This window comes from Nonomuraea sp. NPDC050663 (assembly GCF_044456985.1).
GTDB lineage: Bacteria > Actinomycetota > Actinomycetes > Streptosporangiales > Streptosporangiaceae > Nonomuraea.
In genome coordinates, this window is record NZ_JBITGL010000018.1 from 68,383 (window position 1) to 95,053 (window position 26,671).

28 protein-coding genes are annotated in these 26,671 nt (G+C 70.2%); 19 read left to right on the plus strand and 9 right to left on the minus strand.

Annotated elements, in window-relative coordinates:
- The first annotated feature begins 9 nt into the window (after positions 1–9).
- Together ACIBH1_RS39195 and ACIBH1_RS39200 are read left to right on the plus strand one after the other, a co-directional pair.
- The gene (locus ACIBH1_RS39195) at positions 10–921 is read left to right on the plus strand and encodes a carbon-nitrogen hydrolase family protein (protein ID WP_397319128.1); all 912 of its coding nucleotides are present in this window, start codon (positions 10–12) and stop codon (positions 919–921) included.
- Between the two features lie 60 nt (positions 922–981).
- Entirely contained in the window at positions 982–2,211 is a 1,230-nt protein-coding gene (locus ACIBH1_RS39200) for an alpha/beta fold hydrolase (protein WP_397319129.1), read from the plus strand.
- On the opposite strand, the gene ACIBH1_RS39205 is transcribed toward ACIBH1_RS39200, so the two are convergent.
- The 6 genes from ACIBH1_RS39205 to ACIBH1_RS39230 all read right to left on the minus strand — a co-directional run bounded on the left by ACIBH1_RS39205 (position 2,208) and on the right by ACIBH1_RS39230 (position 8,161).
- Positions 2,208–3,617 carry an ATP-binding protein gene (locus ACIBH1_RS39205; protein ID WP_397319130.1) on the minus strand — a complete coding sequence of 470 codons (1,410 nt, stop codon included), beginning with the start codon at positions 3,615–3,617 and terminating at the stop codon, positions 2,208–2,210. The two genes, ACIBH1_RS39200 and ACIBH1_RS39205, sit on opposite strands and share 4 nt — an antisense overlap.
- Positions 3,614–5,275 carry an FAD-dependent oxidoreductase gene (locus tag ACIBH1_RS39210; protein WP_397319131.1) on the minus strand — a complete coding sequence of 554 codons (1,662 nt, stop codon included), beginning with the start codon at positions 5,273–5,275 and terminating at the stop codon, positions 3,614–3,616. The genes ACIBH1_RS39205 and ACIBH1_RS39210 overlap by 4 nt, the downstream gene beginning before the upstream one ends.
- Positions 5,276–5,300: 25 nt before the next feature.
- Positions 5,301–6,059, minus strand: a complete 759-nt coding sequence (locus ACIBH1_RS39215; RefSeq protein ID WP_397319132.1) for an SDR family oxidoreductase — start codon at positions 6,057–6,059, stop codon at positions 5,301–5,303.
- Positions 6,060–6,068: 9 nt separating this feature from the next.
- Positions 6,069–6,908, minus strand: a complete 840-nt coding sequence (locus ACIBH1_RS39220; protein ID WP_397319133.1) for an RNA polymerase sigma-70 factor — start codon at positions 6,906–6,908, stop codon at positions 6,069–6,071.
- Positions 6,898–7,755, minus strand: a complete 858-nt coding sequence (locus ACIBH1_RS39225) for an NAD-dependent epimerase/dehydratase family protein (protein WP_397319134.1) — start codon at positions 7,753–7,755, stop codon at positions 6,898–6,900. Before ACIBH1_RS39225 ends, ACIBH1_RS39220 begins: the two co-directional genes overlap by 11 nt.
- A gap of 67 nt (positions 7,756–7,822) precedes the next feature.
- Positions 7,823–8,161, minus strand: coding sequence for an SSI family serine proteinase inhibitor (locus ACIBH1_RS39230; RefSeq protein ID WP_397319135.1), 339 nt, complete (start codon positions 8,159–8,161; stop codon positions 7,823–7,825).
- A gap of 107 nt (positions 8,162–8,268) precedes the next feature.
- Between ACIBH1_RS39230 and ACIBH1_RS39235 the strand changes: the two genes are divergently transcribed.
- Entirely contained in the window at positions 8,269–8,943 is a 675-nt protein-coding gene (locus ACIBH1_RS39235) for a ThuA domain-containing protein (RefSeq protein WP_397319136.1), read from the plus strand.
- Between the two features lie 153 nt (positions 8,944–9,096).
- Positions 9,097–10,149, plus strand: coding sequence for an acetyl-CoA acetyltransferase (locus tag ACIBH1_RS39240; protein WP_397319137.1), 1,053 nt, complete (start codon positions 9,097–9,099; stop codon positions 10,147–10,149).
- 6 nt (positions 10,150–10,155) lie between these two features.
- Here the strand turns inward: ACIBH1_RS39240 and ACIBH1_RS39245 are convergent, their stop codons facing one another.
- Positions 10,156–11,028 carry an N-acetylglucosamine kinase gene (locus tag ACIBH1_RS39245; RefSeq protein ID WP_397319138.1) on the minus strand — a complete coding sequence of 291 codons (873 nt, stop codon included), beginning with the start codon at positions 11,026–11,028 and terminating at the stop codon, positions 10,156–10,158.
- A 73-nt stretch (positions 11,029–11,101) separates the two neighbouring features.
- On the opposite strand from ACIBH1_RS39245, the gene ACIBH1_RS39250 reads away from it, so the two are divergent.
- The 9 genes from ACIBH1_RS39250 (at position 11,102) to ACIBH1_RS39290 (ending at position 19,806) form a co-directional block, all read left to right on the plus strand.
- Positions 11,102–11,998, plus strand: coding sequence for a MurR/RpiR family transcriptional regulator (locus ACIBH1_RS39250; RefSeq protein WP_397319139.1), 897 nt, complete (start codon positions 11,102–11,104; stop codon positions 11,996–11,998).
- Positions 11,952–12,680, plus strand: a complete 729-nt coding sequence (locus ACIBH1_RS39255) for a sugar isomerase domain-containing protein (protein WP_397319140.1) — start codon at positions 11,952–11,954, stop codon at positions 12,678–12,680. The genes ACIBH1_RS39250 and ACIBH1_RS39255 overlap by 47 nt, the downstream gene beginning before the upstream one ends.
- A gap of 31 nt (positions 12,681–12,711) precedes the next feature.
- Positions 12,712–14,073: a cellulose binding domain-containing protein gene (locus ACIBH1_RS39260; RefSeq protein ID WP_397319141.1), complete on the plus strand. Its 1,362-nt coding sequence runs from the start codon at positions 12,712–12,714 to the stop codon at positions 14,071–14,073.
- Positions 14,070–15,335: an extracellular solute-binding protein gene (locus ACIBH1_RS39265; protein ID WP_397319142.1), complete on the plus strand. Its 1,266-nt coding sequence runs from the start codon at positions 14,070–14,072 to the stop codon at positions 15,333–15,335. Before ACIBH1_RS39260 ends, ACIBH1_RS39265 begins: the two co-directional genes overlap by 4 nt.
- A gap of 66 nt (positions 15,336–15,401) precedes the next feature.
- Positions 15,402–16,334 (plus strand): carbohydrate ABC transporter permease, encoded by a 933-nt coding sequence (locus ACIBH1_RS39270; RefSeq protein ID WP_397319143.1) that lies wholly within the window; start codon positions 15,402–15,404, stop codon positions 16,332–16,334.
- Complete coding sequence (locus ACIBH1_RS39275) at positions 16,331–17,149, plus strand: carbohydrate ABC transporter permease (RefSeq protein WP_397319144.1); 819 nt, start codon at positions 16,331–16,333, stop codon at positions 17,147–17,149. The genes ACIBH1_RS39270 and ACIBH1_RS39275 overlap by 4 nt, the downstream gene beginning before the upstream one ends.
- Positions 17,146–18,327 carry a beta-N-acetylhexosaminidase gene (locus ACIBH1_RS39280; RefSeq protein WP_397319145.1) on the plus strand — a complete coding sequence of 394 codons (1,182 nt, stop codon included), beginning with the start codon at positions 17,146–17,148 and terminating at the stop codon, positions 18,325–18,327. The genes ACIBH1_RS39275 and ACIBH1_RS39280 overlap by 4 nt, the downstream gene beginning before the upstream one ends.
- 116 nt (positions 18,328–18,443) lie before the next feature.
- Positions 18,444–19,322 (plus strand): hypothetical protein, encoded by an 879-nt coding sequence (locus ACIBH1_RS39285; protein WP_397319146.1) that lies wholly within the window; start codon positions 18,444–18,446, stop codon positions 19,320–19,322.
- A 64-nt stretch (positions 19,323–19,386) separates the two neighbouring features.
- Positions 19,387–19,806 (plus strand): nitroreductase family deazaflavin-dependent oxidoreductase, encoded by a 420-nt coding sequence (locus ACIBH1_RS39290; RefSeq protein WP_397319147.1) that lies wholly within the window; start codon positions 19,387–19,389, stop codon positions 19,804–19,806.
- On the opposite strand, the gene ACIBH1_RS39295 is transcribed toward ACIBH1_RS39290, so the two are convergent.
- The gene (locus ACIBH1_RS39295; protein WP_397319148.1) at positions 19,793–20,722 is read right to left on the minus strand and encodes an N-acetylglucosamine kinase; all 930 of its coding nucleotides are present in this window, start codon (positions 20,720–20,722) and stop codon (positions 19,793–19,795) included. The two genes, ACIBH1_RS39290 and ACIBH1_RS39295, sit on opposite strands and share 14 nt — an antisense overlap.
- An 82-nt stretch (positions 20,723–20,804) precedes the next feature.
- On the opposite strand from ACIBH1_RS39295, the gene ACIBH1_RS39300 reads away from it, so the two are divergent.
- The 6 genes from ACIBH1_RS39300 to ACIBH1_RS39325 all read left to right on the plus strand — a co-directional run bounded on the left by ACIBH1_RS39300 (position 20,805) and on the right by ACIBH1_RS39325 (position 26,274).
- Entirely contained in the window at positions 20,805–21,674 is an 870-nt protein-coding gene (locus tag ACIBH1_RS39300) for a MurR/RpiR family transcriptional regulator (RefSeq protein ID WP_397319149.1), read from the plus strand.
- Positions 21,671–22,408, plus strand: a complete 738-nt coding sequence (locus tag ACIBH1_RS39305; RefSeq protein WP_397319150.1) for a sugar isomerase domain-containing protein — start codon at positions 21,671–21,673, stop codon at positions 22,406–22,408. The genes ACIBH1_RS39300 and ACIBH1_RS39305 overlap by 4 nt, the downstream gene beginning before the upstream one ends.
- Positions 22,408–23,769 (plus strand): N-acetylglucosamine/diacetylchitobiose ABC transporter substrate-binding protein, encoded by a 1,362-nt coding sequence (ngcE, locus tag ACIBH1_RS39310; protein WP_397319151.1) that lies wholly within the window; start codon positions 22,408–22,410, stop codon positions 23,767–23,769. Before ACIBH1_RS39305 ends, ngcE begins: the two co-directional genes overlap by 1 nt.
- Positions 23,770–23,774: 5 nt before the next feature.
- A complete protein-coding gene (locus tag ACIBH1_RS39315; protein WP_397319152.1) occupies positions 23,775–24,671 on the plus strand; it encodes a carbohydrate ABC transporter permease in 897 nt (298 codons plus the stop codon).
- Complete coding sequence (locus ACIBH1_RS39320) at positions 24,671–25,537, plus strand: carbohydrate ABC transporter permease (RefSeq protein ID WP_397319153.1); 867 nt, start codon at positions 24,671–24,673, stop codon at positions 25,535–25,537. Before ACIBH1_RS39315 ends, ACIBH1_RS39320 begins: the two co-directional genes overlap by 1 nt.
- Positions 25,538–25,617: 80 nt before the next feature.
- On the plus strand, positions 25,618–26,274 hold the full coding sequence (locus ACIBH1_RS39325) for a type 1 glutamine amidotransferase domain-containing protein (protein WP_397319154.1): 657 nt from the start codon (positions 25,618–25,620) through the stop codon (positions 26,272–26,274).
- Here the strand turns inward: ACIBH1_RS39325 and ACIBH1_RS39330 are convergent.
- Positions 26,271–26,639: a MerR family transcriptional regulator gene (locus ACIBH1_RS39330; protein WP_397319155.1), complete on the minus strand. Its 369-nt coding sequence runs from the start codon at positions 26,637–26,639 to the stop codon at positions 26,271–26,273. The two genes, ACIBH1_RS39325 and ACIBH1_RS39330, sit on opposite strands and share 4 nt — an antisense overlap.
- Positions 26,640–26,671 lie beyond the last annotated feature (32 nt).

Sequence of the window (26,671 nt, forward strand, 5' to 3'; positions counted from 1 at the left end):
GATCACGCCATGCGTATCGCCGCCGCCCAAGCCCGCTGCCCCTGGCTCGATCCCGCCGCGGGAACCGCCAAGGTCCTGGCCTTCCTGCACGACGCCGCGGACCGGCAGGTCGAGCTGGTCGCCTTCCCCGAGACCTTCCTGTCCGGCTACCCGTACTGGCTCAGCTCCACCGGCGGCGCCGCCTTCGACGACCCGCTGCAGAAGCAGGCCTACGCCTGCTACCTCGACGCCGCCGTGGAGCTGGACGGACCCGAACTGGCGACGATCACCGAAGCCGTCCGCGACCTGGGCGTCTTCACCTACCTGGGCATCAGCGAGCGCTCGGGGGGCACCGTCTACTGCACGCTGGTCGCGATCTCGCCCGACCACGGCGTCGTCTCGGCCCACCGCAAGCTCATGCCGACCTTCGAGGAGCGGCTCGTCTGGGGCACCGGCGACGGCCACGGGCTGCGCGCCCACACCTTCCGCGGGGTGCGCGCGGGCGGGCTCAACTGCTGGGAGAACTGGATGCCGCTGGCCCGCCAGTCGCTCTATGCCCAGGGCGTCGACCTGCACGTCTCGGTGTGGCCGGGCTCCACGGGGCTGACGCGCGACATCACCCGCTTCATCGCGCGCGAAGGACGGGTCTACTCCCTGGCGGCGGGGGCGCTGATCTCCTTCGACGACGTGCCCGCGGGCTTCCCGTTCACCGTGACCGGGCCGTCGGCCTACGACGGCGGCTCGGCCATCGCCGGACCCGACGGCGAATGGATCGTGGAACCGGTTTCCGGAGAGGAACGCCTGGTCATCGCCGACCTCGACCTGGCGCGGGTCAGGGGCGAGCGGCAGAACTTCGATCCCGCGGGCCACTACCACCGCGGCGACGTGCTCCGCCTGACCGTCGATCGCAGGCGGCTGTCGGGCGCGGACTTCCTCGACTGATCCCCGTACGGCACGCCCCGGGCCGCAGGTCGTGGTGCGTGGAGTGGCTAGGGTTGCGGCGTGAGAGTGACGATGCCCGGCCTGACCGCCGTTGACCACGAGTTCGCCGTTCCGCTCGACCACGCCGATCCCACCGGGCCCACGATCACCGTCTTCGCCCGCGAGATCGTCTCTCCCGACAAGGCCGGCCAGGACCTGCCCTGGGCGGTGTTCCTGCAGGGCGGCCCCGGCGGCAAGTCCCCGCGCCTCGACGGCCCCGGCTACTTCTCCCACATCCTCAAGACCCATCGCGTGCTCCTGCTCGACCAGCGCGGCACCGGCCGCAGCACCCCCGCCGTCGCCGAGGGCCCGCCGCAGGAGCTGGCCCGCCGCCTCGGCCACTTCCGCGCCGACGCGATCGTCGCCGACTGCGAGCACATCCGCCGCTCGCTGGGCATCGAACGGTGGGAGACCTGGGGGCAGAGCTACGGCGGTTTCGTCACCCTCACCTACCTGTCGCAGGCGCCGGAGGGGCTGAAGGCCTGCCACGTCACCGGCGGCCTGGCCGGGATCGGGGCGAGCGCCGACGACGTCTACACGCGCACCTACCCGCGCGTCCGCGACAAGGTCCGCGCCTTCTACGCCCGCTACCCCGCCGACCGCGCCAAGGTCACCGCGATCGCCGAGCACCTGTCGTCCACGACGGTCACCCTGCCCGACGGCGACCCGCTGACCTTCAGGCGCTGGCAGTCGCTGGGCATGATGCTCGGCATGAGCGGCGGGGCGGAGAAGCTGCACTGGCTGCTCGACGAGGCCTGGATCGGCGGGCGGCTGTCCGACGTCTTCCTCTACGACGTGATGATGGAGACGTCGTTCCACGCCGGGCCGCTGTTCGCCGTGCTCCACGAATCGATCTACGGCCAGGGCGCGGCCACCGCCTGGTCGGCCGAACGCCTGATGCCCGACGACTTCCGCGCGCCCGACATGTTCACCGGCGAGATGATCTACCCCTGGATGTTCGCCGACATGCGGGCCCTGCGTCCCTTCCGCGAGGCGGCCGAGCTGCTGGCCGAGCGCGACGACTGGCCCCCGCTCTACGACGCGGCCCGCCTGGCGTCCAACGAGGTCCCGGTCGCGGCGGTCGTCTACCACGACGACATGTACGTGGACGCGGGGCTCTCGCTCGACACCGCCTCCCGGCTGGGCGCCTGCAAGGTGTGGGTCACCAATGAGTACGAGCACAACGGCTTCCGCGCAGACGGGCGGCGCATCACCGCCCGCCTGATGGAGATGAACGCGGGGCTCGTCTAGGCGACGATCTCCCGCAGCGGCAGCCGTACCTCGAACCACGTGTCGCCAGGCGCCGAGCGCATCTTGATCTCGCCGCCGTGGCGGCCGGCCACGATGCGGTAGGAGATGTCGAGGCCGAGCCCGGTGCCCTTGCCGACGCCCTTGGTGGTGAAGAACGGCTCGAAGACCCGTTCCTTGATGGCCTCGGGCACGCCGGGGCCGGTGTCGCCGATCTCGATGATCGCCTCGTCCTCGTCGTGCGCGGTGCGGATCGTCAGCGTGCCCTCGCCCTCCATCGCGTCGAGCGCGTTGTGGATGAGGTTGGTCCACACCTGGTTGAGCTCGCCCGCGTAGGCCGGGATCGGCGGCAGGGTGCGGTCGAAGTCGGTCACCACCATCACGCCGGGCGGGATCTTGCCGCGGAAGATCGCGATCGTGCTCTCCAGCAGCTCGTGCACGTCGACCGTCTGGAAGGGCGCCCGGTCCATCTGGGAGTACTGCTTGGCCGAGGCCAGCAGCGAGCTGATGCGCTCGGTGGCCTCGGTGACCTCCTTGAGCATCTGGGAGATCTCGACCGCCTCCGACAACCAGCGCAGCGCGGTGCCTGCGTGCTGGTCGCCGACCTTATGGCGCACCTTGTCCATGGTCTCGATGGTGAAACCGGCGTTGACCAGGCCGGGAGCCAGGTCCCACGCGTCGTCGATGCCGATCTCCTCCAGCGCGTCTCCGATCTCGTCCTCGGCGTCGGAGACCTCCATAGGGGTGCGCTTGGGCACGTTGCCCACCGCCTGCGCGCACATCTCGACCGTGTCGATCAGCGCCCGCAGCTTCTCGGGCGGTATGCCGCCCTCGGCCAGCTCGGCGAGCTGGATGCGCGAGTTGCGGATCAGCTGCCGCAGCTCGCCGACCGCGCGCACCGCCGCCGCGGCGGGGTTGTTGAGCTCGTGGGTGAGCCCCGCGGTGATCTGGCCCAGCGCGGCCAGGCGCTGGCGCCTGTCGATGATCTCCCGCTGCACGCGCCCGCCCAGGAACATGCCCTGCAGCAGGTGGGTGGCCATGGGGAACCACTCGGAGACGATGTAGGCGAACTTCTTGGCCGGCAGCTCGAAGGTCCTGCTCGGCGCGGTGGCCTTGAGCGAGTGGGTGTACAGCGGCGGCGCCTGCGGGCCCAGCCACGCCTGGGTGGCCCCGCCGTACACGCCGGGCTGGGAGGTGCGGGGCGCGGCGACCGTGCCCGCGGTGGTCTCGGTGATCATCTGCATCTCGCCCTCGACGAGCACGACGAAGCAGGTGGCCTCCTCGCCCTGGGTGACGATCATCTCGTCCTGGGCGTAGGTGCGCTCGGCTCCCTTGGTCAGCAGCAGCTCCAGCTGCTCGTCGCTGAGCCTCTCGAAGAGGAAGAGCTTGCGAAGTTCGTCAGCGTTCACTGTTTCTCCAGGTACCTGTGCACCAGCGCCACCGCCATCGCGCCCTCGCCGACGGCCGAGGCGACCCTCTTGATCGAGTCGGAGCGCACGTCGCCGGCCGCGAACACGCCCGGCACGTTGGTCTCCAGGAAGTACGGCTCGCGCCGCAGCGGCCACTGCTTCGGCCGCCTGCCCCCGGCCAGCAGGTCGGGTCCGGTCAGCACGAAGCCCTTGGCGTCGCGCTCGACCGTCTCACCCAGCCACGAGGTGTACGGCTCCGCTCCGATGAAGACGAACAGCCACTGCGCGTCGGTGAGGCGCTCCTCGCCGTCCTCCTCCACGCGCAGACGTTCGAGGTGGCCGTCGCCCTCGGCGCCGGTCACCTGGCTGCGGTAGTGCACCCTGATGTTGGGCTTCTCCGCGATCTGCTCGATGAGGTAGGCGGACATCGACTTCTCCAACCCGTCACCTCTCACCAACACATGAACCGTGCTGGCGAATCCCGACAGGTAGACCGCGGCCTGACCGGCCGAGTTGGCCGCGCCCACGATGTAGACCTCGCTGTCCTGGCAGCTGGGCGCCTCGGTCAGCGCCGCGCCGTAGTAGACGCCCCGGCCGACGAAGTCGTCGAGGCCCGGAGCGTCGAGCCTGCGGTAGCTGACGCCGGTCGCGAGGATCACCGCGTGCGCCGCGATCTGCTCGCCCTCCTTGAAGCTCACCACCCTGGCCTGGCCGTGCGGCTCCAGCCCGGTGACCTTCCTGGCCGTCAGCAGCTCGGCGCCGAACTTCAGCGCCTGCCGCCTGGCCCGGTCGGCCAGCTGCTGGCCGGACACGCCGTCGGGGAAGCCGAGGTAGTTCTCGATCCTGGAGCTCTGTCCCGCCTGGCCGCCGCTGGCGTGCGCCTCGACCAGGACCGTGTTCAGGCCCTCCGACGCGCCGTAGACGGCCGCGCCCAGCCCGGCGGGGCCGCCGCCGATGACGATCAGGTCGTAGAAGTCGGTCGCCGGAGTCGTCGACAGGCCCACCGCGGTCGCCAGCGACGACTGGGTGGGCGCCTGCAACGCGTCGCCGTCGGCCGTCACCACGAGCGGCAGCCTGCACACCTCGGGGCCGCCGGCCGCGGTGATCAGCTGCGCCGCCTCCGGGTCCTCGGCCAGCATCCAGCGGTAGGGCACGTGGTTGCGGGCCAGGAAGTCTCTCACCTGGTAGGAGGGCGCCGACCAGCGGTCGCCCACCACGCGCAGCTCGGCCTGCTCGACCCGGTCGGCGCGCTGCCAGGCCTCGAGCTGGCCGTCCATCACCGGGTAAAACTTCTCCTCCGGCGGGTCCCACGGCTTGAGCAGGTAGTGGTCGAGGTCGACGACGTTGATCGCCTGGATCGCCGCGTCGGTGTCGGCGTAGGCGGTCAGCAACACCCTCCGGGCGAAGGGATACAGATCCATGGCCTGCTCGAGAAACTGCACGCCGTTCAGCTGCGGCATCCGGTAGTCGGCCAGGATCGCGGCGACGTCGTCGCCCCGCAGGCGCATCTCCTTCAGGGCGTCGATGCCCTGCAGCGCCTCGTCCGCCCTGACAATCCGGTACTGCTGGCCATACCTGCGCCGCAGGTCTCTGGCGACGGCCCGGGAGACGCCCGGGTCGTCGTCGACGGTCACGATGATCGGCTTATCCACACTCACCCATAGAGCATGCCATGCCGCACTTTCAGGCGATTACGTGCGCACTACCCCCGTCGACCAGCAGCGAGGCGCCGGTCACGAACGAGGCCCGCTCGCTGGCCAGGAAGGCGATCACGTCGCCCACCTCCTGCGGCCGGCCGATGCGCCCGACCGGAACCTGGGCCGCGCGCTGCTTCAGCCCCTCCGGCGTGGAGAACGACCGCAGCCGGTCGGTGTCGATCGGGCCGGGCAGCACGTTGTTGATCAGCACGCCCTTGGACCCGACCTCGCGGGCCAGCGAGCGCACCACCCCGGCGACGGCCGAGCGGGTGGCGTTCGACAGGGCGAGACCGTCGATGGCCTCGCGCACCGAGCTGCTGGTCACCGTGATGACGCGGCCCCACTCGCGCCCGACCATGTCGGGCAGCACGGCGCGGATCAGCCGGACGGTGCCCAGCAGGTTGCGCTGGATGGCGACGTCCCAGTCGTCGAGCGACATGTCGGTGAAGCGCCCCACGGGAGGTCCGCCCGCGTTGGCGACGAGGATGTCGACGGGGCCGAGCACCTCGCGGGTCTCGGCCACCACCCTGGCCGCCGAGCCCGGGTCCTCCACGTCGGCGAGGATGCCGTGCACCGTCGTGCCGTACTCCTGAAGCTCCACGATCGCCTCGGCCAGGCGCTCGGGGTTGCGGGCGCTCACGCAGACGTGGCAGCCCTCCCGCGCCAGGCTCTTGGCCGCCGCCAGGCCGATGCCGGCGCTGCCTCCGGTGATGAGGGCGACCTTGCCCGTGATGCCGAGATCCATAAGGAAGGACTATAGAACCCTCTGCAGTTTGTCGGGGTTGCCGATGGTGTAGATGTCGTGGATGAGCCCGTCGCGCATGTCGAAGGCCATGAGCTGCATGCGGCCGCCCATGTCGACGAGCAGCGCCGGCTGGCCGTTGGCCTCCACGGGGGTGACCGACTCCAGGGTGTATCTGCGCAGCAGCCCGGTGATGAACTTGATCACCTGCTCGCGGCCGGCGATCGGCTTGAGCGCCATGCGCACCTTGCCGCCGCCGTCGCTCCAGGAGACGACCTCGTCGTGCAGGAAGCCGGTGAGCGCCTCCATGTCGCCGAGGCTGGCGGCGCGCAGGAACCCTTCGAGCAGCTTGGCGTGCTCCTCAGAGGAGGGGCTGAAGCGGTCGCTGCCCTCCGCGAGCCGTACCGAGGCGCGGCGGAAGAGCTGGCGGCAGTTGGCCACCGAGGTCTCGACGATCTCGGCGATCTGCTCGTAGGGCAGCTCGAAGGCCTCGCGCAGCACGAACACGGCGCGCTCAGGCGGGGTGAGCCGCTCCATCATGTGCAGCGTGGCGAAGGAGACGGTGTCGCGCAGCTCGGCGGTGTCGAGCGGGCCGATGTCGCCGGAGAGCACGGGCTCGGGCAGCCAGGAACCGGTGTAGGACTCCCGCTTGACCCGGGCGGAGCGGAGCTGGTCGAGGGCCAGGCGCGAGACCACGGTGGTGAGGAAGGCCCGCGGCTCGCGCACCTCCTCCTGGTCGACGCCCTGCCAGCGCAGCCAGGCCTCCTGGACGACGTCCTCGGCGTCCCACATGCTGCCGAGCAGCCGGTAGGCGATGCCCAGCAGGGTGGGACGGAGCTCCTCAAAGTTCACGGGTCGCATCATAGGAAGGCCGCCAGTTGAGGTGGAGCCGGGCCCGGGTGTTGTCGGCGCCGCGAAGCCTGGTCATGTAGTGCACGCCGAAGGCGCCGACGGCCAGCCGCGCCAGGGCGGCGGGCACGCGCACGGGCGCGCGGGCGCCGAGCCGGGCGGCCAGGGCGGGAAGCCACTCGCGCACGGCCAGCGGGTGGTCGTCGACCACGTTGAGCACGCCGCTGACGTCCCGGTCGAGCGCGGCCACGATCGAGGTGGCGGCGTCGTGGGTGTGGGTGAAGGAGAACACCGAGCCGCCGTCGCCCACGATGGGCATCTTGCCCGACCGGACGGCTTTGGTGACGTAGCCGTTCTTGTCGTAGGAGGTGCCGGGGCCGGTGAGGTGCCCGAACCGCAGGACCAGGCCGCCCACCTCGGCGGTGCGCCGCTCCAGCTCCACCAGCGCGCCCAGGGTCTGGCGGAACGACTTGGGCGGGTCGGCCAGGAGCGGCGCGTCCTCGTCGGCCAGGCCCGCGCCGGGCTCGTAGGCGAAGGCCACGCCCTGGGCGATCAGCCGCACGCCGGGCGCGGCGTCGATGAGGTTGCGCATGCCCTCGGTGCGCAGCCGGTTGGTCATGGCGAAGTCCGAGGCGAAACGCCGGGGGTTGAGCGCCTGCGGGATGGCGGTGGCCAAGTGGATCATCACATCCGGGTCCGCCTGCCGTACGGCCCGCGCGAGGCCGTCACGGTCGAGCAGGTCCACGCCCGTGGACCGCGAGATCGGGACGACCTCGTGGCCCACGGCGTCCAGCAGCGGGACGAGCCGGCGGCCGATGACTCCGGTGGCTCCTGCGACGAGAACTCGCATCGTGGTCTCCTCAAGTGGTGCGCTTACGGAGACTGGACGGGACAGGCGCCCCGGATGTGACAACCGATCAGAAGGAGAAGACGGAGCCGGTCTGCCGCAGCATCTCGCAGCGGTTGGCGAAGGTGTGCAAGTAGGTGATCTCGCGGCCCTCCCAGGTGCCGACGAGCCTGACGGCGTAGGGGTTGTACTCCTTGGTGCAGGGGCCCTTCCCGCCCGGGTGGGAGGCCAGGTCGCCGTCGACCTCGCGCAGCAGGTCGCAGGCGGCCTCGGGGTCGGGGTGGGCGCCGCCGTCGGGGTCGCAGGTGAGGTTGGTCCGCACGGCGGAGCTGATGATGGTCGTGCCGCTGAAGGAGGTGTTGGTCACCGACAGCTCCAGTGAGGTCTCCGGGCTCGGCACTGCGGTCATGGCCGCCATCAAAACGATCTTGGTGAACATCATGAGCGGGGTGATTCCCCTGATCAGGTCCGCTCAGCGGATGGATTTGGTCAGCTGTCCGTGATGAGATGGCTGCCGTGGCGAGAAATCTCATTCTGTCAGGAGGCCTCTACCACGACTTCGCGGCGACCTCCCAGGCACTGTCCGACGTGCTGGCGGAGATCGGCGTGGAGTCCGAGATCACCGAGGACATCGCGGGAGCTCTGAGCGAGCCCTCGGAGTACCAGCTCATCACCGTCAACGCGCTGCGCTGGCAGATGGGCCTGGAGCGCTTCGCCGACCAGCGCGACCAGTGGGGATTCCGGCTTCCAGCCCAGGCCCGCACCACCCTGCTCGACCATCTCGACCGCGGCGGCGGCCTGCTGTGCATGCACGCGGCCTCGATCTGCTTCGACGACTGGCAGGGCTGGCCGAGAGTGGTCGGCGCCAGCTGGGAATGGGATCGGTCCCACCATCCGCCGCTCGGCTGGGCCTCGGTGCGCATCACGGGCGACCACGAGGTGGTGTCGGGGCTGCGCGACTTCGACCTGGTCGACGAGGTCTACAGCGACCTGCGGGTGATGCCCGACGTCAAGCCGCTCGCCAGCGCCAACGGCCAGCCGCTGATCTGGGCGCGGCCGGTGCGGCGCGGGCGGGTCTTCTACGACGCGCTCGGCCACGACACCCGCTCCTACGACAACGAGATCCACCGCACCCTGCTGCAGCGGGCGGCGTTGTGGCTGCTCAAGCGTCCGGTGCAACTGATGGACTGAGCGCGGCCGACGCCGACTCCGTGGGCAGCCTGCCCACCTCGAGCAGGGCTCGGATCCAAACCGAGCAAGCGCTTGTGTTACGATGTGCGGCAACCGTCCGGCCGGGGCGGATCGCGCCCCGCCTCGGCCGGGCGTCCAGCGCCCGGGAGGGACATGGCAGCCGTCGCCGGCATCGGGATGACCGAGCTCACCAGGCAGTCGGGACGCAGCGTGTTGTCGCAGGCGGTCCAGGCGTGCCGGGAGGCGTGCGCCGACGCCGGGATCACGCCCGGCGAGGTCGACGGTCTGCTCAGCTACCACCTCGGCGACTCGGTGCCGGTCGTGCAGGTCGCGCGTGCCCTGGGGATCGAGCGGCTGGGGTGGCACAACGACATCTGGGGCGGCGGCACCCAGGCCGCGTCGATCCTGGGCGATGCGGCCATGCTCGTCTCCAGCGGAACCGCACGCCACGTCCTGGTCTATCGTGCCCTGAACGGCCGGTCCGGGCAGCGCATGAACACCGTGCCCACCCACCAGGACGACTTCACCCGCAGGTACGGCATGGCGGGCCCGATCTCGATGTTCGCCCTGGCCGCCACCCGCTACCTGCACGACGCCGGGCTGACCGAGGAACACCTGCACGCCGTGGTGGCGCAGTCGCGCGACAACGCGGCGGGCAACCCGCGCGCCCAGCGCAGGGAGGCGCTCGGCCTCGACGACTACCTGGCCAAGCCGTACGTCAGCACGCCGCTGCGCACGGCCGACTGCTGCCAGGAGACGGACGGCGCGGTGGCGCTGCTGGTCAGCGGCGTGCTCGGCGGGCCGCGCATCAGGACCGTCGTGCGCGGCGGCGGCCCCGGCTGCTCGGCCATGGACCGGGCGCCCGACGTGACCGCCGTGTTCTCGCAGTACCTGGCTCCCGAACTGTGGGAACGCTCGGGCGCCAAGCCGCGCGACGTGGACGCCGCGCTGCTCTACGACGCCTACTCCTGGCTGGTGCCCAAGCAGCTGACCGACTTCGGGATCACCGGCGAGCCGGGGCCCTATCTGATGGAACGCGCGCACGCCTGGGTCAACCCGCACGGTGGGCTGCTCAGCGAGGGGTACGTGCACGGTCTCAACAACGTCGCCCAGGCCGTGCGGGAACTGCGAGGCGGCAGGAGCCTGGCGCTGGTGACCGGCTTCGGCGGCTCCTACGGCAGCGCGGCCCTGCTCGACATGGCCTGAGGCCGCTCAGAAGGGCAGGAACCCCCGGTGCGGCGCGGCGGGCGACACCGTGCGGGCCGCCAGCCAGGCGGCCGCCAGTTCGCCGGGTCCCGCCGTCGCCGGGGAGCTGGGCGCCAGCAGGTCCCGTACGGCTCGCCGTACGGGGCCGTCGTTCGTCAGCACGCTGCCCGCCAGTACCGCGGGCGTGCCCGGCTCGTGCACCTCGTGGAAGGTCCTGGCCAGCAACTGCGCCCCGCGCTCGACGATCTCGGCGGCGGCCGGGTCGCCCTCCTCGCACGCCCGGCTGACCAGGGGAGCGAGTTCGGCCAGCGCCAGCGGCGGCGCGGCCTGGGCGACCACCGCCACCTGCTCGTGGTCGTGCGCGCCGAGGTGCTTGAGCACCAGCTCGGTCAGGAGTCCCGGCCTGGCCCGCACGGCCGAGCGGGCGGCCTGGCGGCCGAGCCAGAAGGCCGAGCCCTCGTCGCCGAGCTGCCAGCCGAACCCGTCGGCGGTGCTGACGATCGTGTGGTCAATAATTTTTGCCGCGATGGCACCCGTGCCGGCGATCAGGACGGTGCCCGAGGGCTCGGGTGTGCCCGCCGCGAGGGCCACCACCACGTCGCCCACGACCTGCGGGCGCACCGGGAAGAGCGCTTCGAGCTCGGCGGTGACCGCCTCGATGCCGGCCAGGCCGATCGTGGCGGCCACGACGCTCTCCCGCTCGACCTCCGCCAGCGCACCGTCGATCGCGGCCTTGAGCTGGGAGTACGCGTGGGAAGCCGGAACGGCTGCCGGGTTGCCGCAGCCCGCACGCGCGCGGCCGACCACGTGACCGTCGAGCGTGGCGACGACCGCGCGAGATGATGTGCCTCCGGCGTCCACGCCGATTACCACTGCCATGTCAAAAATTATTGGCCATAACCCTTGACCGCGCTAGATGGTGAGCATAATTTTCACCATCAAGGAGGACGACGTGGAACTACTGTCCCGGATACGGGCCGAACAGGGCGAACTGCCCGAAGCGCTGCGCAAGGTCGCGGAGGTGATCCTGGAAGACCCGGCCGAGGCCGCCAGGATGACCATCGTCGACCTGGCCGAGCGCTCCGGCACCTCGACGGCCACGATCACCCGGTTCTGCCGGGCCCTGGGCTTCAGCGGCTACGCCGAACTCCGCGTCACCATCGCCACCGAGACAGGACGGGCCGCCCGCCAGCAGTGGGCCACCGACATAGGGCAGGAGATCCGGCCCGACGACGGGCTCGACAAGGTGCTCGGCGTGGTCTCCAACAGCGACATCAGGCTGATCCAGGAGACCGCCGCCCAGCTCGACCTCGGCACGGTGGAGAAGGTGGCGCAGGCGATCTCCAGGGCGCGCAGGGTGCTGCTGTTCGGCGTCGCCAGCAGCGCCGCGGTCGCCGGGGAGATGGAGTACCGGCTCCAGCGCATGGGCGTGCCCACCTGGAGCAGGTCCGACGCGCACAGCGCGCTCACCGACGCCGCCCTGCTCGACGACGGCGACGTGGCCATCGGCATCTCCCACAGCGGCCGCACCCGCGAGGTCATCGAGGTGCTCGCCGAGGCGGGCAGCCACGGCGCGATCACCGTCGCCGTCACCTCGCACCCCCGCTCACCCCTGGCCGAGGTGGCCGAGCTCGTGCTGACCAGCGCGGCACGCGAGACCACCTTCCGCGCCGACGGATTCGCCGCGATCCACTCCCAGCTGCTCGTCCTCGACGTGGTCTACGTCGCGGTCGCGCAGCGCACCTACGAACGGACGAAGGAGGCGTTCGACCTGACGGTGCGAGCCGTCACCGGTCACCGCTATGAACTACCTCGAACACCTGAAGAGCCTGATCGACCCGCTCGCTGACCAGCCTGTCGAGCAAGCCGCGACACTCGTCGGCAAGGCCCTCGACAACGGCGGCGTCATCCAGGCCTTCGGCTCCGGCCACTCAGAGGCGATCGCGATGGAGATCGCCGGCCGAGCCGGAGGGCTGGTGCCGACCAACCGCCTCGCCCTGCGTGACATCCACCTGTACGGCACCGCGGCCCGCTCCGAGCTTGAGCGCTACGACCTCGAACGGGACCCCACGGTCGCCCACCAGATCCTCGACGCCGCCCCCATCCACGAACACGACCTGTTCGTGATCATCTCCAACTCCGGCGTCAACGGCGTCGTGGTCGAACTGGCCATCCAGATCAAGGAACGCGGCCACGACCTGATCGCCATCACCTCGCTCCAGCACAGCAACGCCAGCACCTCCCGCCACCCCTCGGGCCGCAAGCTGTGCGACCTGGCCGACGTCGTCCTCGACAACCTGGCCCCGTACGGCGACGCCGTACTGCCCCTGCCCGAAGGCGGTGCCTACGGCGCCGTCTCCACCGTCACCTCCGCCCTGCTGGCCCAGCTCGTCGTGACCCGCGTCGTGCGCGAGCAGCTCGACGCCGGCAAGGTCCCGCCGATCTACCTCTCGGCCAACGTGCCCGAGGGCGACGCGCACAACCTCGCACTCGAGGCCCGCTACGCGGGCCGCATCCGCCGCGGCGCCTGACCCTCCTTTTCACCCCCCAAGGAGCTTCGCCATGTTCAAACACGTCTGGAAGATCGTTGCCGCCTTAGCCCTCGTGGTCGGACTCGTCGGCGTGGCCCACGCCAGCGCCGCCCCCGGCCTGCGCCTGCAGTACAAGAACAGCTCGACCGGGGCCACCACCCCGCAGGCCGAGCCCTGGTTCAAGCTCTTCAACGACGGCTCCTCCGCCGTGCAGCTCAGCCAGGTGAAGATCCGCTACTACCTGACCGGCACGGAGACCTACCGCTTCGCCTGCTCGTGGGCGGTCGTGAGCTGCTCCACGATCACCGGCTCCTTCACCGGGCTGCCGGGCGGCAAGCAGTACCTGGAGGTGGGCTTCACCTCGGGCACGCTCGCCCCCGGCGCGAACACCAGCGACATGCAGCTGCGCTTCTACCGGGCCGACTGGCAGAACTTCACCCAGAGCGACGACTACTCCTACGGCGCCGTGACCTCCTACGCCGACTGGAACAAGGTCGCCGTCTACGTGGGCGGGCAGCTCGTCTGGGGCACCCCGCCCGGCGGCAGCGACCCGTCGCCGTCGCCCACGCCCACCGTCACCCCGACCGGCCAGCCCGGAGGCAAGCTCTTCGACGACTTCTCCTACACCGGCTCCGGCGACGCCCGGCTGGCCCAGCGCGGCTGGACCGTGCGCTCCAGCAGCGGCGGCCCCGGCGTGCCCGGCGCGACCTGGTCGCCCTCGGCCGTCACCTTCCCCAGCGGCCTGCTGACCCTGGAGTCGTCGACCAACGGCACCGCCTCCGGCACCGTGCAGACCGAGCTGTCCACGAGCAACCGCAAGTTCTTCGAGGGCACCTACGCCGCCCGCGTGAACTTCAGCGACGCCCCCATCAGCGGCGGCCCCGACGGCGAGCACATCGTGCAGACCTTCTTCACCATCACCCCGCTCAACTCCAACCTCGACCCCAACTACGGCGAGCTGGACTTCGAGTACCTGCCCAACGGCGGCTGGGGTGAGCCGTCCAACATCATGTACGCCACCTCGTGGGAGACCTACCAGGCCGACCCCTGGCAGGCCGTCAACACCCACACCGCCGAGCGGGTGAGCTTCGCCGGCTGGCACGACCTGGTCATCCAGGTCTCCGGCGGCACCATCCGCTACTACATCGACGGCCGCCTGTTCGCCGAGCACGGCGGCATCTACTACCCCGAGACGCCCATGTGGATCATGTTCAACCAGTGGTTCATCGATCTGCAGGGCTCCACCACGCCGCGCACCTACCGGCAGCAGGTCGACTGGGTCTACCACGCCCAGAACGAGGTCGTCTCGCCCGCCGAGGTCCTGACCCGCGTCGCCGGCTACCGCGCGGCCAACACCAGTTTCGTCGACACCGTTCCCGGGAGCGCTTCATGAAGCACCGGCTCTTGGCCCTAGCGGCCATATTCGCCCTGACCGCCTGCGGTTCCACGCCGGACCCGGCCCCCAGCGCCGCCACCGGCGGCTCGCCCTCCGCCCAGGCTCCGGCCAAACTCGTCGTCTGGATCATGGACGGCAGCGTCACCAAGGAGCTGCTCGGCAGCTTCGAGAAGGAGTACGAGGCCGCCCACGCCGGCGTCGACCTCGACATCCAGATCCAGGCCTGGGACGGCATCGGCGAGCGCGTCACCGCCGCGCTGGCCAGCACCGACGCCCCCGACGTGATCGAGGTCGGCAACACCCAGGTCGCGCAGTACTCCTCCAGCGGCGGCGTGAAGGACCTGACCGACAAGACCGGCGACCTGCAGGGCTCCGACTGGCTGCCCGGCCTGGCCCAGCCCGGCCAGATCGACGGCAAGCAGTACGGCATCCCGTGGTACGCGGCCAACCGCGTCGTCGTCTACAACAAGGACCTCTGGGGCGACACCGCGATCCCCAAGACCCGCGACGAGTGGGTCGCGGCCACCGAGAAGCTCAACAAGGGCGGCAACCAGGGCATCTACCTCACCGGGCAGACCTGGTACGCGCTGGCGGGCTTCATCTGGGACGAGGGCGGCGACTTCGCCGTCCAGCAGGGCGGCAAGTGGGTCGGCGCGCTCGACAGCCCGCAGGCGCTGGCGGGGCTCGACTTCTACAAGAAGCTCCAGGCGCTCGGCAAGGGCCCCAAGGACGCCGACGAGGCCAACCCGCCGCAGCATGAGGTCTTCGCCCAGGGCAAGGTCGCGCAGATCATCGGCGTGCCCGGCATCGCCGCCCGGGTGCTCGAGGTCGAGCCGGGTATGAAGGACAAGATCGGATTCTTCACCATCCCGGGAAAGACGGCCGACAAGCCGGGCGCCGTCTTCACCGGCGGCTCCGACCTGATCATCCCCGAGGCGTCCAAGAACCACGACGCCGCCTACGAGGTGGTCAAGGCGCTGGCCGGCGAGAAGTTCCAGACCGAGCTGGCCAAGGCCATGAGCTTCGTGCCCAACAGGACCTCGCTCGCCGGCGTGCTGGCCGGTGACGAGGGCACCGCCGCCATGGCGGCGGGCGCGGCCAACGGCCGGGCGACGCCGAACACGCCCAACTGGGCGGCCGTGGAGGCGACCACGGTGATCAAGCAGTACATGACGGCCGTCCTGACCGGCGGCGACGCGGCGGCCGAGGCCAAGAAGGTCTCGCAGTCGATCACCGACACCCTCAACAGCGGCTCCTGACCGATCTGCCCCGCCGTACCTCGTGAGGGGACGGCGGGGCATCCGATTCACCCCCGAGGAACCTCCGTGACCCTCACGACCCAGGCCCCGCCCAAGCGCGGCCAGCACCGCCCGGCGGCGGCGGCGCGCCGCCGCGCCAATCCCTGGCCCTATCTCCTCATCGCCCCCGCCGTGGCCGGCGGGATCTTCCTTCTCCTCTACCCCCTCCTCAAGGCCGCCGTCATCTCCTTCCAGCACTTCCGCATGGGCGAGCTGATCAGGGGCGGCGCGGAGCTGGTCGGGTTCGACAACTACCGGGAGCTCCTGGCCAAGGAGGAGTTCTGGCAGGTGGTCCTGCGCACCTTCGTCTGGACGGCCGTCAACGTCGTCCTCATCGTCGTCCTGGGCACCGGCATCGGCCTGATGCTGGCGCGCCTGGGCAAGCGGGCCAGGCTGCTGCTGATGTCGGCGCTGGCGCTGGCGTGGGCCACGCCGGTGATCGCGGCGACGACGATCTTCCAGTGGCTGTTCCAATCGGAGCTGGGCATCGTCAACTGGCTGCTCGGCATCCAGGGGTTCGCGTGGTTCGCCGATCCGGTGGCGATGTTCGCGGTGCTGGTGATCCTCGTGGTGTGGCAGTCGATCCCGTTCGTGGCGCTCACGCTGTACGCGGGCCTGACGACGATCCCGAACGAGCTCTACGAGTCGGCGCGCATCGACGGCGGCACGGGCTGGCAGATCTTCTGGAAGGTGACCTTCCCGATCCTGCGCCCGCTGTTCGCGCTGATCACCTCGCTGGAGATCATCTGGGTCTTCAAGTGTTTCCCCCAGATCTGGGTGCTGAGCCAGGGCGGGCCCGACGGGGCGACGACCACGCTGCCCGTCTACGCGTTCAAGATCGCCCGAGTGTTGCACAGGTACGACATGGGTTCGGCGGTGGCCATGCTGACGGTGGTCATCCTCGCCATCGCGCTGATCACGAACCTGCGCCGCATGCTGAAGCAGGAGACCGCCGCATGAGAAGAGTCGCGCTCAACACCGCCGCGGCCGTCACCTTCGTCGTGATGATCTTTCCCGTCTACTGGATGGTGATCACCGCCTTCAAGCCGACGAAGGACATCCAGTCCGAGACGCCCTCCCTGTTCCCGCTGAGCCCGACGCTCCAGCACTTCGAGACCGCGATGGGCGCCGAGGGATTCTGGCGCTTCTGGGCCAACAGCCTGCTCGTCACCGCGGGAGCCGTACTCCTGGCCCTGATCGTGGCGTTGCTGGCCGCCTTCGCTGTCAGCCGGATGCGCTGGCGCGGCAAGGGGCCGTTCATCGTCGCCGTGTTCGCCGCCCAGATGGCGCCGTGGGAGGCGCTGCTGGTGCCGATGTTCATCATCGCCCGCGACACCGACCTGCTCGACTCGCTGCTGATGCTCACCGGCGTCTACTTCATGATCACCCTGCCCTTCACCATCGTGACCCTGCGCGGCTTCCTGCAGGCGATCCCCGCCGACCTGGAGGAGGCGGCCCTGGTCGACGGCTGCACCCGCGCCGCCGCCTTCAGGCGCATCGTCTTCCCGCTGCTCGCACCCGGTCTGATGGCCACCTCCCTGTTCGGCTTCATCACCGCCTGGAACGAGTTCGCCTTCGTGAACGTGCTGATCATCAAGGATCAGGCCAACCGCACCCTGCCGGTCTGGCTGTCGTCCTTCCGCGACGTCTTCGGCACCGACTGGGGCGCCACGATGGCCGCGGCGACCATGTTCGCCCTGCCCGCGCTGGTGCTCTTCCTGTTCCTGCAGCGCCGCGTCGGCGCCGGCATGACGGCAGGGGCGGTGAAGGGATGATCCCCAAGGCGCACCACCAGGACCTGAGCCCCGGACGCAGGGGAGAGGTACGGCACGAGCCCGACGATCCCGGCCTCGGCCCCGAGGGCTACCGCATCAGCATCACCCCCGAGCGCACGCTGGTCACCGCGGGCGGCCCGGCCGGACGGTTCTACGCCCTCGGCACCCTGGCCAGGACCACGGGCACCGGCACGATCGAGGACCGCCCCCGGTACGGCTGGCGCGGCGTGATGCTCGACGTGGCGCGGCACTTCATGCCCAAGGAGTTCGTGCTCAAGCTGATCGACCTGCTGGCCGTCCACCGCATGAACGTGCTCCACCTGCACCTGACCGACGACCAGGGCTGGCGGCTGCACATCGACAGGTACCCGCGCCTGACCGAGGTCAGCGGCGAGCACTACACCCACGACGACATCCGCGAGATCGTCGCCTACGCCGCCGAGCGGTTCGTCACGATCGTGCCCGAGATCGAGATGCCGGGCCACGCCCAGGCCGCCATCGCCGCCTACCCGTGGCTCGGCAACGACCCGGACCGCCAGCTCCCGGTCTGGGACGTGCCGGGCATCAGCAAGCACGTCTTCAGCCTCGACGAACGCACCATCCGGTTCTGCCAGGACGTGCTCGACGAGGTGGCGGAGCTCTTCCCCGGCCCGTACGTGCACATCGGCGGCGACGAGTGCCCGACCGAGGAGTGGGAGGGCAACCCGCGCGGCCTGGACCCCGGCAAGGCGCGCGGCTGGTTCCTGTCGCGGCTGAAGGCGCCCGGCAAACGGCTCGTCTACTGGTACGAGCGCGACGACGGGCCGCCCGGCGCCGCCGCCATGGTCTGGCTGGAGGAGTCGCTGCCCGGCGACCGCGAGGTGATCTACGCCCCGCACGAGCGCACCTACCTGGACTACGCGCCGTGGCCGGGCGAGCCGGGCGCCAACGGCCGCGTGCTCACACTGCGCCAGGTCTACGGCTTCGCACCGCCCGACGGCATCCTCGGCGTGCAGTGCCAGCTGTGGACCGAGTACATGCCCGACCCCGAGGCGGTGGAGCGCATGGCCTTCCCCCGGCTCTGCGCCTTCGCGGAGGTGGCGTGGGGGAGCGCCGACGACGACTACACCGACTTCCTGCGCCGCCTGCCGTCCCATCTGGCCAGGCTCGGGGTGGCGTCGGGGCCGGTCATGCCGTAGGTGATCGCCCTATCAAATGAAATTTCAGGACAAAGTGGCGACTCGTCGATAACTTGTGCAGCCGGAAACCGGTTACAGAGGCGGTCGAAATGGCGTTCTGGCGCAAGAAGCCGATCGTGGATCCCACCTGTGGCGATCGCACGGCCGCCCAGCTTCGCGACGCCCTGACCAGGCGAGACACGCACACCGCCGCCGCCCTGCTCACGGGCGTGCACCACCCCGACGACCGCGCCTTCTACCTGGGCATCTGCGCCGGAGTCGACGGCCTGCAGGAGTGGATCGACGAGTGGATCGCCGCCGAGCCGGACTCCACGCTGCCCCTCCTGGTCAAGGGTGTGCACGGCGTCGACTGGGCGTGGGACGCGCGGGGCGGCGGCCGGGCGTCGGAGACCTCGCACGAACAGTTCACCGAGTTCCACCGCAGGCTGAAGATCGCCGAGGGTTGCCTGGACGAGGTGGTCGAGCGCGACCCAGGCGACACCGAGGCCTGGGCGGCGCTGATCACCGCGGCCCGCGGTCGCCAGGTGGAGCGCGAGGAGACCGAGCGGCGGTTCCGCAACGTCGTGAGCCGCCACCCGGCGCACCGGGCCGCGCACGAGAGCATGCTGCAGTACCTGTGCGGCAAGTGGTTCGGCAGCGACGAGGAGATGTGGCGGTTCGCCCGCGACGCCCCGCTGCCGCACCTGATGGTCGACGCCTACATCGAGACGTGGATCGCCCACGGCCGTTCGGCGCTCGACGACGACGAGACCCGCGAGAGGCTGCGCGAGATCGCCTCCAAGGTGCACTCGTACGAGGGGCACCGCGACCCCGGCTGGATCGTCGTCGAGAACGCCATGGCCCTGATCTTCTGCATCGCCGACGACTACGCCTCGGCCGCCCGGCAGTTCGACCGCATCGGCGACCGGGCCACCGACTGGCCCTGGTTCCACCTGGAGGGCGGGGCCGACAAGCAGTTCAGGTTCTTCAGGAAGGTGGCCTTCAAGGAGGGCTGACCCGCGTCGGATCGGTCAAGAATCGAGAAGCCCCCGCGACCGGCCCGTCCCTACGGTGACCGGCATGGGATTCTCGAGATGGATGCAGCACCAGGCGAACGCCCGGCTGAACCGCAAGATCCGCGCCGGCAAGGGGAAGTTCGCCGGCATGGACGTCCTCATCCTCAACACCGTGGGACGCCGCAGCGGCCGGCCGCGCGAGACGCCGGTGGCGTGGTTCCCCGCCGGGCCGGACGCCTGGCTGGTGGTCGCCTCGGGCGGCGGGAGCCGTCACCCCGACTGGCACGCCAACCTCATGGCGCACCCCGAGCGGGCCACGGTCGAGCTGCCCGGCCGCGGACCGATGCCGGTGAGCCCGCGGGAGTTGTCGGGCGACGAGCGCGAGCAGGCCTGGAAGGTCATCTCCGAGGCCCAGCCGCGCATCGCCAAGTACCAGCGCAAGTCCGCCAGGATCTACCCGGTGGTCCGCCTCACCCCGAGGTGAACGCCTCGTGCGGGGCGTCCGGGTCGAGCTGGAGCGCGGCGAGCCAGGCGGCGGCGCCCGCCGCGCAGCGAGCCGTCGACACCTCGTCGCCCGCCAGCCGTTCGAGCACGGCCCGGCGGACCGGGCCGTCGTTGGTGAGCACGCTGCCCGCCAGGACGATCGGGCCCGACCGGTGCACCCGGCCCACCATGGCGACCAGATGATCGGCCGCCTGCTCCACGATGGAGACGGCCATGGCGTCGCCGGCCCCGGCCGCCTGGCAGACCAGCCGCGAGACGGCGGCCAGCCGCATGTGGTCGGCCTGCGCGAGCCGGACGATGCGGTCGACCTTCGCCCGGTCGGACGGCCATTCCTGGTCGCCCAGGAAGTGGTCGACGACCAGGTCGACGAGCAGCCCTGACGGCTGCCCCCTGTCGAGGCTGTGCACGGCCGCCTTCGCACCCGCGCGGCCGATCCAGAATCCCGAGCCGTGGTCGCCGAGCAGCCAGCCGACACCGTCGGCCAGCGCGTCGAGCTCCCTGCCGGCGATGCGCGCGGCCACCGCCCCGGTTCCTGACAGCAGCAGCGAGCCGTCGGGGGCGGACGAGCCGGCCGCGTAGGCGATGGGCACGTCCCCGATCAGGGTCGGCGCCCCAGGGATGCCGTGGCGGCTCCAGATGGCCGCCAGCGTCTCGTGCAGGGCGTCGGCCTGTCCGGCGACGCCCGCCAGCGAGCCGCGCACCTGGGTGCCGTCGATCCCGGTGAGTGCCAGGTCAAGGGCGTCGCCGATGGCCGCGCCCGCCTTGGCCAGGCCGTGCGCGGACGGGTTGCCCGGCCCTGCCGTGCCGTACCCCATCCTGGTCCCGTCGAGGGCGTGGACCGCGACCCGGGTGGAGGTGGCCCCGGCGTCGACACCGACGACGAACGGTTTTGTCACGGTCCTGATTCTGGGTCTTGACGTGACCGTCTTGCAAGAATAATTTTCGCCGCAAGGTTCGGTGTTCGGAAGGAAATTTTCCATGACACCTGGTGCCCTTGGCCGGATCGAGAGCGAATTACCCAGCTTGCCGGAAGCATTACGCCGGGTCGGCGAGGTCATCCTCGAGGATCCGGCCGAAGCGGCCCGCTCCACGATCATCGCCCTGGCCGAGCGTGCGGGCAGTTCTCCCGCGACCGTCACCCGCTTCTGCCGGGCGTTCGGCTTCGCGGGCTATGCCGACCTGCGCGTGGCGCTCGCGACCGAGACGGGCCGCGCCGCGCAGGCGGGCTGGGGCGCGGGCGTGGGCCACGCGATCGGCCCCGACGACCCGCTCGACAGCGCCATCAAGATCATGGCCGCGGCCGACACCCGCCTCATCCAGGACACCGCGGCCCAGGTCGACCCCGACACCGTCGGCCAGGTCGCCGACCTGGTCGTCGAGGCACGCAAGATCCTCCTCGTCGGCGTCTCCACCAGCGGGAACGTCGCCGCCATGCTCGCCGGACGGCTGCGCAGGATAGGCCTGCCGTGCTGGAGCACCTCCGACGCGCACGAGGCGCTCTCGGACTCGGCCCTGCTCACCGAAGGAGACGTCGTGCTCGGCGTCAGCCACCGCGGCCGCACCCGCGAGGTCATCGAGGCGCTCGCCGAGGCCGGCAGCCAGGGCGCCACCACGGTCGCGGTCACCTCCTTCGCCCGCTCACCCGTGGCCGAGGTCGCCGACCTGCTGCTGGCCACGGCCGCCTCGCCCGAGACCCCGCTGCGCCTGGGCGGCCTGGCCGCCGCGCACGCCCAGCTGTTCGTGCTCGACGCCGTCTACGTCGCCGTCGCCCAGCGCACCCACGAACGCACCAGCCAGGCCTTCGCCCGGACGATCCGGGCGGTCGAGAGTCACCGAGTGGAGAGATGACCTTGGGATATGCCGAACGAGTCCTGGACCTCGCGCGCGAGGTCGCGGGCAAGCAGGCCGAGGGGATCGGGCAGGCCGCCGCGCTGCTGGTCACGAGCCTGCGCGACGACGGCGTCGTCAACGCCTTCGGCTCCGGCCACTCCGAGGCCATCGCGATGGAGATCGCCGGCCGCGCGGGCGGCCTGGTGCCCAGCAACCGCCTGACCCCCCGCGACCTGGTGCTGTACGGCGGGCAGCCGCCCTCCGTGCTCACCCCGGAACTCGAACGCGACCCGTCGATCGCCCACACGATCTACGAGCTGGCGCCCGTCCGCCCGCAGGACGTCTTCGTCCTGATCTCCAGCTCCGGCGTCAACGGCACGGTCGTCGAACTCGCCACGCTGGTCAAGGAGCGCGGCCACCCGCTGATCGCGATCACCTCGGTCCAGCACAGCACCGCCATGACCTCGCGCCACCCGTCCGGCCGGCGCCTGCTCGACCTCGCCGACGTCGTGCTCGACAACGGTTCACCGTACGGCGACGCGATCCTCGACCTGCCCGGCGGCGGCGGTTACGGCGCCGTCTCCACCATCACCAGCGCCCTGCTCGCCCAGCTGATGGTCACCGAGACCATCGAGCGCCTGATCGCGCTCGGCCAGAGCCCGCCCGTCTACCTGTCCGCCAACATCACCGGCGGCGACGAACACAACCGTGCACTAGAAGCCCGCTACGCCGGGCGTATCAGGAGGTCCTGATGTCTGTTTCCCGCCGTGAGCTGCTGCGTGCCGCCGCGTTGATCCCCGCCGCCGGAGCGCTGGCCGCCTGCGCCACGCCCGTCCAGCAGACACCCGCCACCCAGGCGGCAGGGGCCAAGAAGGCGCTGGAAGTGTGGATCTTCGACGGCGGCTTCGGCCACCAGTACGCCACAGACATCCACCAGCCGCTGTTCAAGAGCAAGTTCCCCGACGTGGAGGTCAAGCACAACTTCACCAAGGAGATCACCAAGGTCCTGCAGCCGCGCTTCGCCGGCGGCAACCCGCCCGACGTGATCGACAACTCGGGCGCCAACGCGATGGACTTCGGCGCCCTGGCCCAGGACGGCCAGCTGCTCGACCTCGGCCCGCTGCTGGAGATGCCCAGCTGGGACGACGAGAGCGTCAAGGTGAAGGACACCGTCGACCCCGCGGTGATCAACTTCGGCACCTTCGACGGCAAGTTCTTCGTGCTGGGCTATGTGAACTACATCTTCGGCGTCTGGTACTCCCAGAAGGTCTTCACCGACAACGGCTGGGCCGCGCCCAAGACCTGGGACGAGTTCATCGCGCTCTGCGAGACGATCAAGAAGTCCGGCAAGATGGCGCCCTTCACCTACGCCGGCAAGCACCCGCAGTACCTCTACGAGATCCTCCTCACCATGGCCGCCAAGATCGGCGGCAACGACGTGCTCGTCAACATCGACAACCTCGAGGACGGCGCCTGGAAGGCCCCCGCGATGCTGGAGGCGGCCACCCGCTGGGCCGAGGTCGGGGCGAAGTACCTCATGGAGGGCACCGCCGGCCTCGACCACGTGCAGACGCAGACCGCGCAGAACAAGTACGAGGTCGCCATGCTGCCGTCGGGCTCCTGGCTGGAGAACGAGCAGAAGTCCACCACCCCGCCCGACTTCGCCTACGGCATGTTCCCCGTGCCCGACGTCACCGGCTCCGACAAGCTGCCGTACGGCACGCTGCACACCCAGCCGGGCGAGAACTTCATCGTCCCGGCAAAGGCCGCCAACTCCCAGGGCGGCGTCGACTACCTTCGGGCGATGTTGTCGAAGAAGGCCGCCGGCGACTTCAGCAAGATGGTCGCCACCGTCTCGGTGGTCAAGGGCGCGGGCGAGGGACTCGAACTGTCGCCCGGCGTCAAGAGCGCCTCCGCCGCCGTGGCCGCCGCCGGGTCCAACACCGTCTTCTACCGCTGGCAGAGCTGGTACGCCCAGCTCAAGGACGAGGCCATCGCCGCCACCGGCCAGCTCATGACCGGCGGCGTCACCCCCGAGAAGTACCTGGAGCGCATCCAGGTCAAGTCCGACGAGATCAAGAAGGACTCGTCCATCAAGAAATTCAAGCGCTGATCCTGATGAGACGACGACTGTTCATCTTCTCCTTCCTCGTCGCCCCGGTGACGCTCTACCTGGTCTACGTCATCGCGCCGTACGGCCAGGCGTTCTACATCGCCATGACGAACTGGCGCGGCGTCAACGCCGCGCCCCAGTTCATCGGGCTGGAGAACTTCGGGCGGCTCCTGGGCGACGGGGTCTTCTGGAAGGCGGTGGGGCACAACGCGCTGCTGCTGGCCCTGCTGCCGGTGATCACCATCGCCCTGGCCCTGGTCTTCGCCTACCTGCTCAACGTGGGCGGCGCCGGAGGCAGGACCGGGGTCTGGGGGTCGAAGTTCTACCGCGTGCTGTTCTTCTTCCCCCAGGTGCTCGCGGTGACCATCGTCGCCGTGCTGTTCCAGCAGGTCTTCAGGCCCGACGACAGCGGCATGCTGAACGCGCCGCTCATGGCGCTCGGGCTCAAGCCGGTCGGCTTCCTGTCCAACCCGTCGATCGCCCTGTGGTCGGTCATGGCGGTCCTGATCTGGCAGGCGGTCGGCTTCTACGTCGTGCTCTTCTCGGCCGGGCTGGCCTCCATCCCGCGCGAGATGTTCGAGGCGGCGCAGATCGACGGCGCGGGCCGCATGTCGATGTTCTTCCGCGTGACCCTGCCGCTGCTGCGCGACACCGTGCAGGTGGCCTGGGTCTACCTCGGCATCATCGCCATGGACGCCTTCGCCATCGTCTGGGTCATGACCGACCAGCACGGCGGCCCCGACCGCTCCACCACCGTGATGGCGGCCGAGATCTACCGCAACGCCTTCCAGTACTTCCAGTTCGGCTACGCCTCGGCCCTCGGTGTGGTGATGTTCTTCTTCGTCCTCGGCTTCGCCGTCCTGTCGTTGCGCCTGTCACGGCGGGAACGGATCGAGTTCTGATGCCTCGCAGACACCAACTGGGACCCCTGAACATCCTGATGCACATCGCCCTGGCCGTCTGGGCGCTGCTCATCATCGTGCCGCTGGTATGGACCTTCCTCGCCTCGGTCAAGAGCGAGGACGAGATCTTCAGCGACGCCTGGTCGCTGCCCGCCACGCTGCGCTGGGACAACTTCGCCAGAGCATGGGAGCAGGCGCACATCGGGCAGTACATGCTCAACAGCGTCATCGTCGTCTTCTTCGGCGTGCTGGGCACCATGCTGCTCGGCTCCATGGCCGCCTACGTGCTCGCCCGCTACCCCTTCCGCGGCAACCGCGCCATCTACCTGCTGTTCGTCTCCGGGCTGGCCTTTCCCATCTACCTCGCGCTGACGCCGCTGTTCTTCGTCGTGCAGAACATGGGCACCATCCCGCTCATCGGCCCCTACATCGGGCTCAACACCCACGCCGGGCTCATCCTGGTGTACATCGCCTACTCGATGCCGTTCACCGTGTTCTTCCTCGCCGCGTTCTTCCGCACCCTGCCGACCGCGGTCGCGGAGGCGGCGCTGGTCGACGGGGCGTCGCACACGCGGATCTTCTTCCAGATCATGCTTCCGATGGCCAGGCCGGGCATCGTCTCGATCACCATCTTCAACGTGCTCGGGCAGTGGAACCAGTACCAGAAGCCGCTGGTGCTGCTGCAGGACCGCGAGAAGTGGGTGCTGACGCAGGGGATCGCGGACATCTCGACGGCGGCGGGCTACGACCAGGACTGGTCGGCGCTGTTCGCCGCGCTGACCTTGGCGATCCTGCCCATGCTCATCGTGTACACGATCTTCCAGCGCCAGATCCAGTCCGGCCTGACCGCGGGAGCGCTGAAGTGACCTAGTACGGCGTCGCGGGTCAGCTGATCGTGAGCGCCGTTATTGGTGGTCATGGGATGGGGCGGGGCATGCTCGAGGGCATGACCAAGCGCATCCTGATCGTTCTGACCAGCCACGACGACCTCGCGGGCCGGCGCAAGACCGGGTTCTACGTCTCCGAGGCGGCCCACCCGTGGGAGGTGTTCCGCAAGGCGGGACACGAGGTGGAGCTCGCCAGCGTGGAGGGCGGGGTGGCGCCGCAGGACGGCTACGACCCCGACGACCCCGCCCAGCGGGAGTTCGTGGCCGCCTTCGACCTGGAGCACACGACGGCCCTGGCCGACGTGGACCCCTCGCGCTACGACGCGGTGCTGTACGCCGGAGGGCACGGCGCCATGTGGGACTTCCCCGCCAGCCCCGATGTCGCCCGCCCCGGCCGCGACGTCTACGAGGCGGGCGGAGTCGTGGCCGCGGTGTGCCACGGCCCGGCCGCGCTCGTCGACCTGACCCTGTCCGACGGCTCCTACCTGGTGGACGGCAAGCGGGTCGCGGGCTTCACCAACGCGGAGGAGCAGGCCGTCGGCCTGACCGACGTGGTGCCGTTCCTGCTGGCCGACAAGCTGACCGAGCGGGGGGCGACGCACGTGCCAGGCCCGGAATGGCAGCCGCAGGTCGTGGTCGACGGGCGCCTGGCGACCGGGCAGAACCCGCAGAGCGCCACCGCCCTGGCCCAGGAGATCGTGAAGCTGCTCTCCTAGCAGTCGGGCAGGCGGCCCTCGTAGATGCCGACCTTGTGCTCGATCACCTCGAGGCAGGCGTTGAGCTCGGCGAGCTGCTCCAGCACGTGCTCGCGGTGACGCTTGAGCAGGTCGAGGCGCTCCTTCTCGTTGCCCGGGCCCTGCCGTACCAGCTCGGTGTATTCGCGGATCACCGGCAGCGGCATGCCCGACGAGCGCAGGCGGATGCAGACGCCGAGCCAGCCGACGTCGTCCTCGGTGTACAGGCGCCGCCCGCCGGCGGCGCGCTGCACCGGGTTGGCCAGCAGGCCCTCGCGCTCGTAGAAGCGGAGCGTGTGCACGCTGAGCCCGGTGCGTTCCGCCACCTGCCCGATGCTGAGGGTCATCGTCCGCTCCTTGTCCGCTTGATCTAGAGCTG

Bases quoted from the DNA above. Each gene is read 5' to 3' on its own strand.
- ACIBH1_RS39195 (WP_397319128.1), top strand. From the start codon at position 10: ATGCGTATCGCCGCCGCCCAAGCCCGCTGCCCCTGGCTCGATCCCGCC.
- ACIBH1_RS39215 (WP_397319132.1), bottom strand. From the start codon at position 6,059: ATGGATCTCGGCATCACGGGCAAGGTCGCCCTCATCACCGGAGGCAGC.
- ACIBH1_RS39225 (WP_397319134.1), bottom strand. From the start codon at position 7,755: ATGCGAGTTCTCGTCGCAGGAGCCACCGGAGTCATCGGCCGCCGGCTC.
- ACIBH1_RS39230 (WP_397319135.1), bottom strand. From the start codon at position 8,161: ATGACCGCAGTGCCGAGCCCGGAGACCTCACTGGAGCTGTCGGTGACC.
- ACIBH1_RS39240 (WP_397319137.1), top strand. From the start codon at position 9,097: ATGGCAGCCGTCGCCGGCATCGGGATGACCGAGCTCACCAGGCAGTCG.
- ACIBH1_RS39245 (WP_397319138.1), bottom strand. From the start codon at position 11,028: ATGGCAGTGGTAATCGGCGTGGACGCCGGAGGCACATCATCTCGCGCG.
- ACIBH1_RS39255 (WP_397319140.1), top strand. From the start codon at position 11,952: ATGAACTACCTCGAACACCTGAAGAGCCTGATCGACCCGCTCGCTGAC.
- ACIBH1_RS39260 (WP_397319141.1), top strand. From the start codon at position 12,712: ATGTTCAAACACGTCTGGAAGATCGTTGCCGCCTTAGCCCTCGTGGTC.
- ACIBH1_RS39265 (WP_397319142.1), top strand. From the start codon at position 14,070: ATGAAGCACCGGCTCTTGGCCCTAGCGGCCATATTCGCCCTGACCGCC.
- ACIBH1_RS39275 (WP_397319144.1), top strand. From the start codon at position 16,331: ATGAGAAGAGTCGCGCTCAACACCGCCGCGGCCGTCACCTTCGTCGTG.
- ACIBH1_RS39280 (WP_397319145.1), top strand. From the start codon at position 17,146: ATGATCCCCAAGGCGCACCACCAGGACCTGAGCCCCGGACGCAGGGGA.
- ACIBH1_RS39290 (WP_397319147.1), top strand. From the start codon at position 19,387: ATGGGATTCTCGAGATGGATGCAGCACCAGGCGAACGCCCGGCTGAAC.
- ACIBH1_RS39300 (WP_397319149.1), top strand. From the start codon at position 20,805: ATGACACCTGGTGCCCTTGGCCGGATCGAGAGCGAATTACCCAGCTTG.
- ACIBH1_RS39305 (WP_397319150.1), top strand. From the start codon at position 21,671: ATGACCTTGGGATATGCCGAACGAGTCCTGGACCTCGCGCGCGAGGTC.
- ngcE (WP_397319151.1), top strand. From the start codon at position 22,408: ATGTCTGTTTCCCGCCGTGAGCTGCTGCGTGCCGCCGCGTTGATCCCC.
- ACIBH1_RS39315 (WP_397319152.1), top strand. From the start codon at position 23,775: ATGAGACGACGACTGTTCATCTTCTCCTTCCTCGTCGCCCCGGTGACG.
- ACIBH1_RS39320 (WP_397319153.1), top strand. From the start codon at position 24,671: ATGCCTCGCAGACACCAACTGGGACCCCTGAACATCCTGATGCACATC.
- ACIBH1_RS39325 (WP_397319154.1), top strand. From the start codon at position 25,618: ATGACCAAGCGCATCCTGATCGTTCTGACCAGCCACGACGACCTCGCG.
- ACIBH1_RS39330 (WP_397319155.1), bottom strand. From the start codon at position 26,639: ATGACCCTCAGCATCGGGCAGGTGGCGGAACGCACCGGGCTCAGCGTG.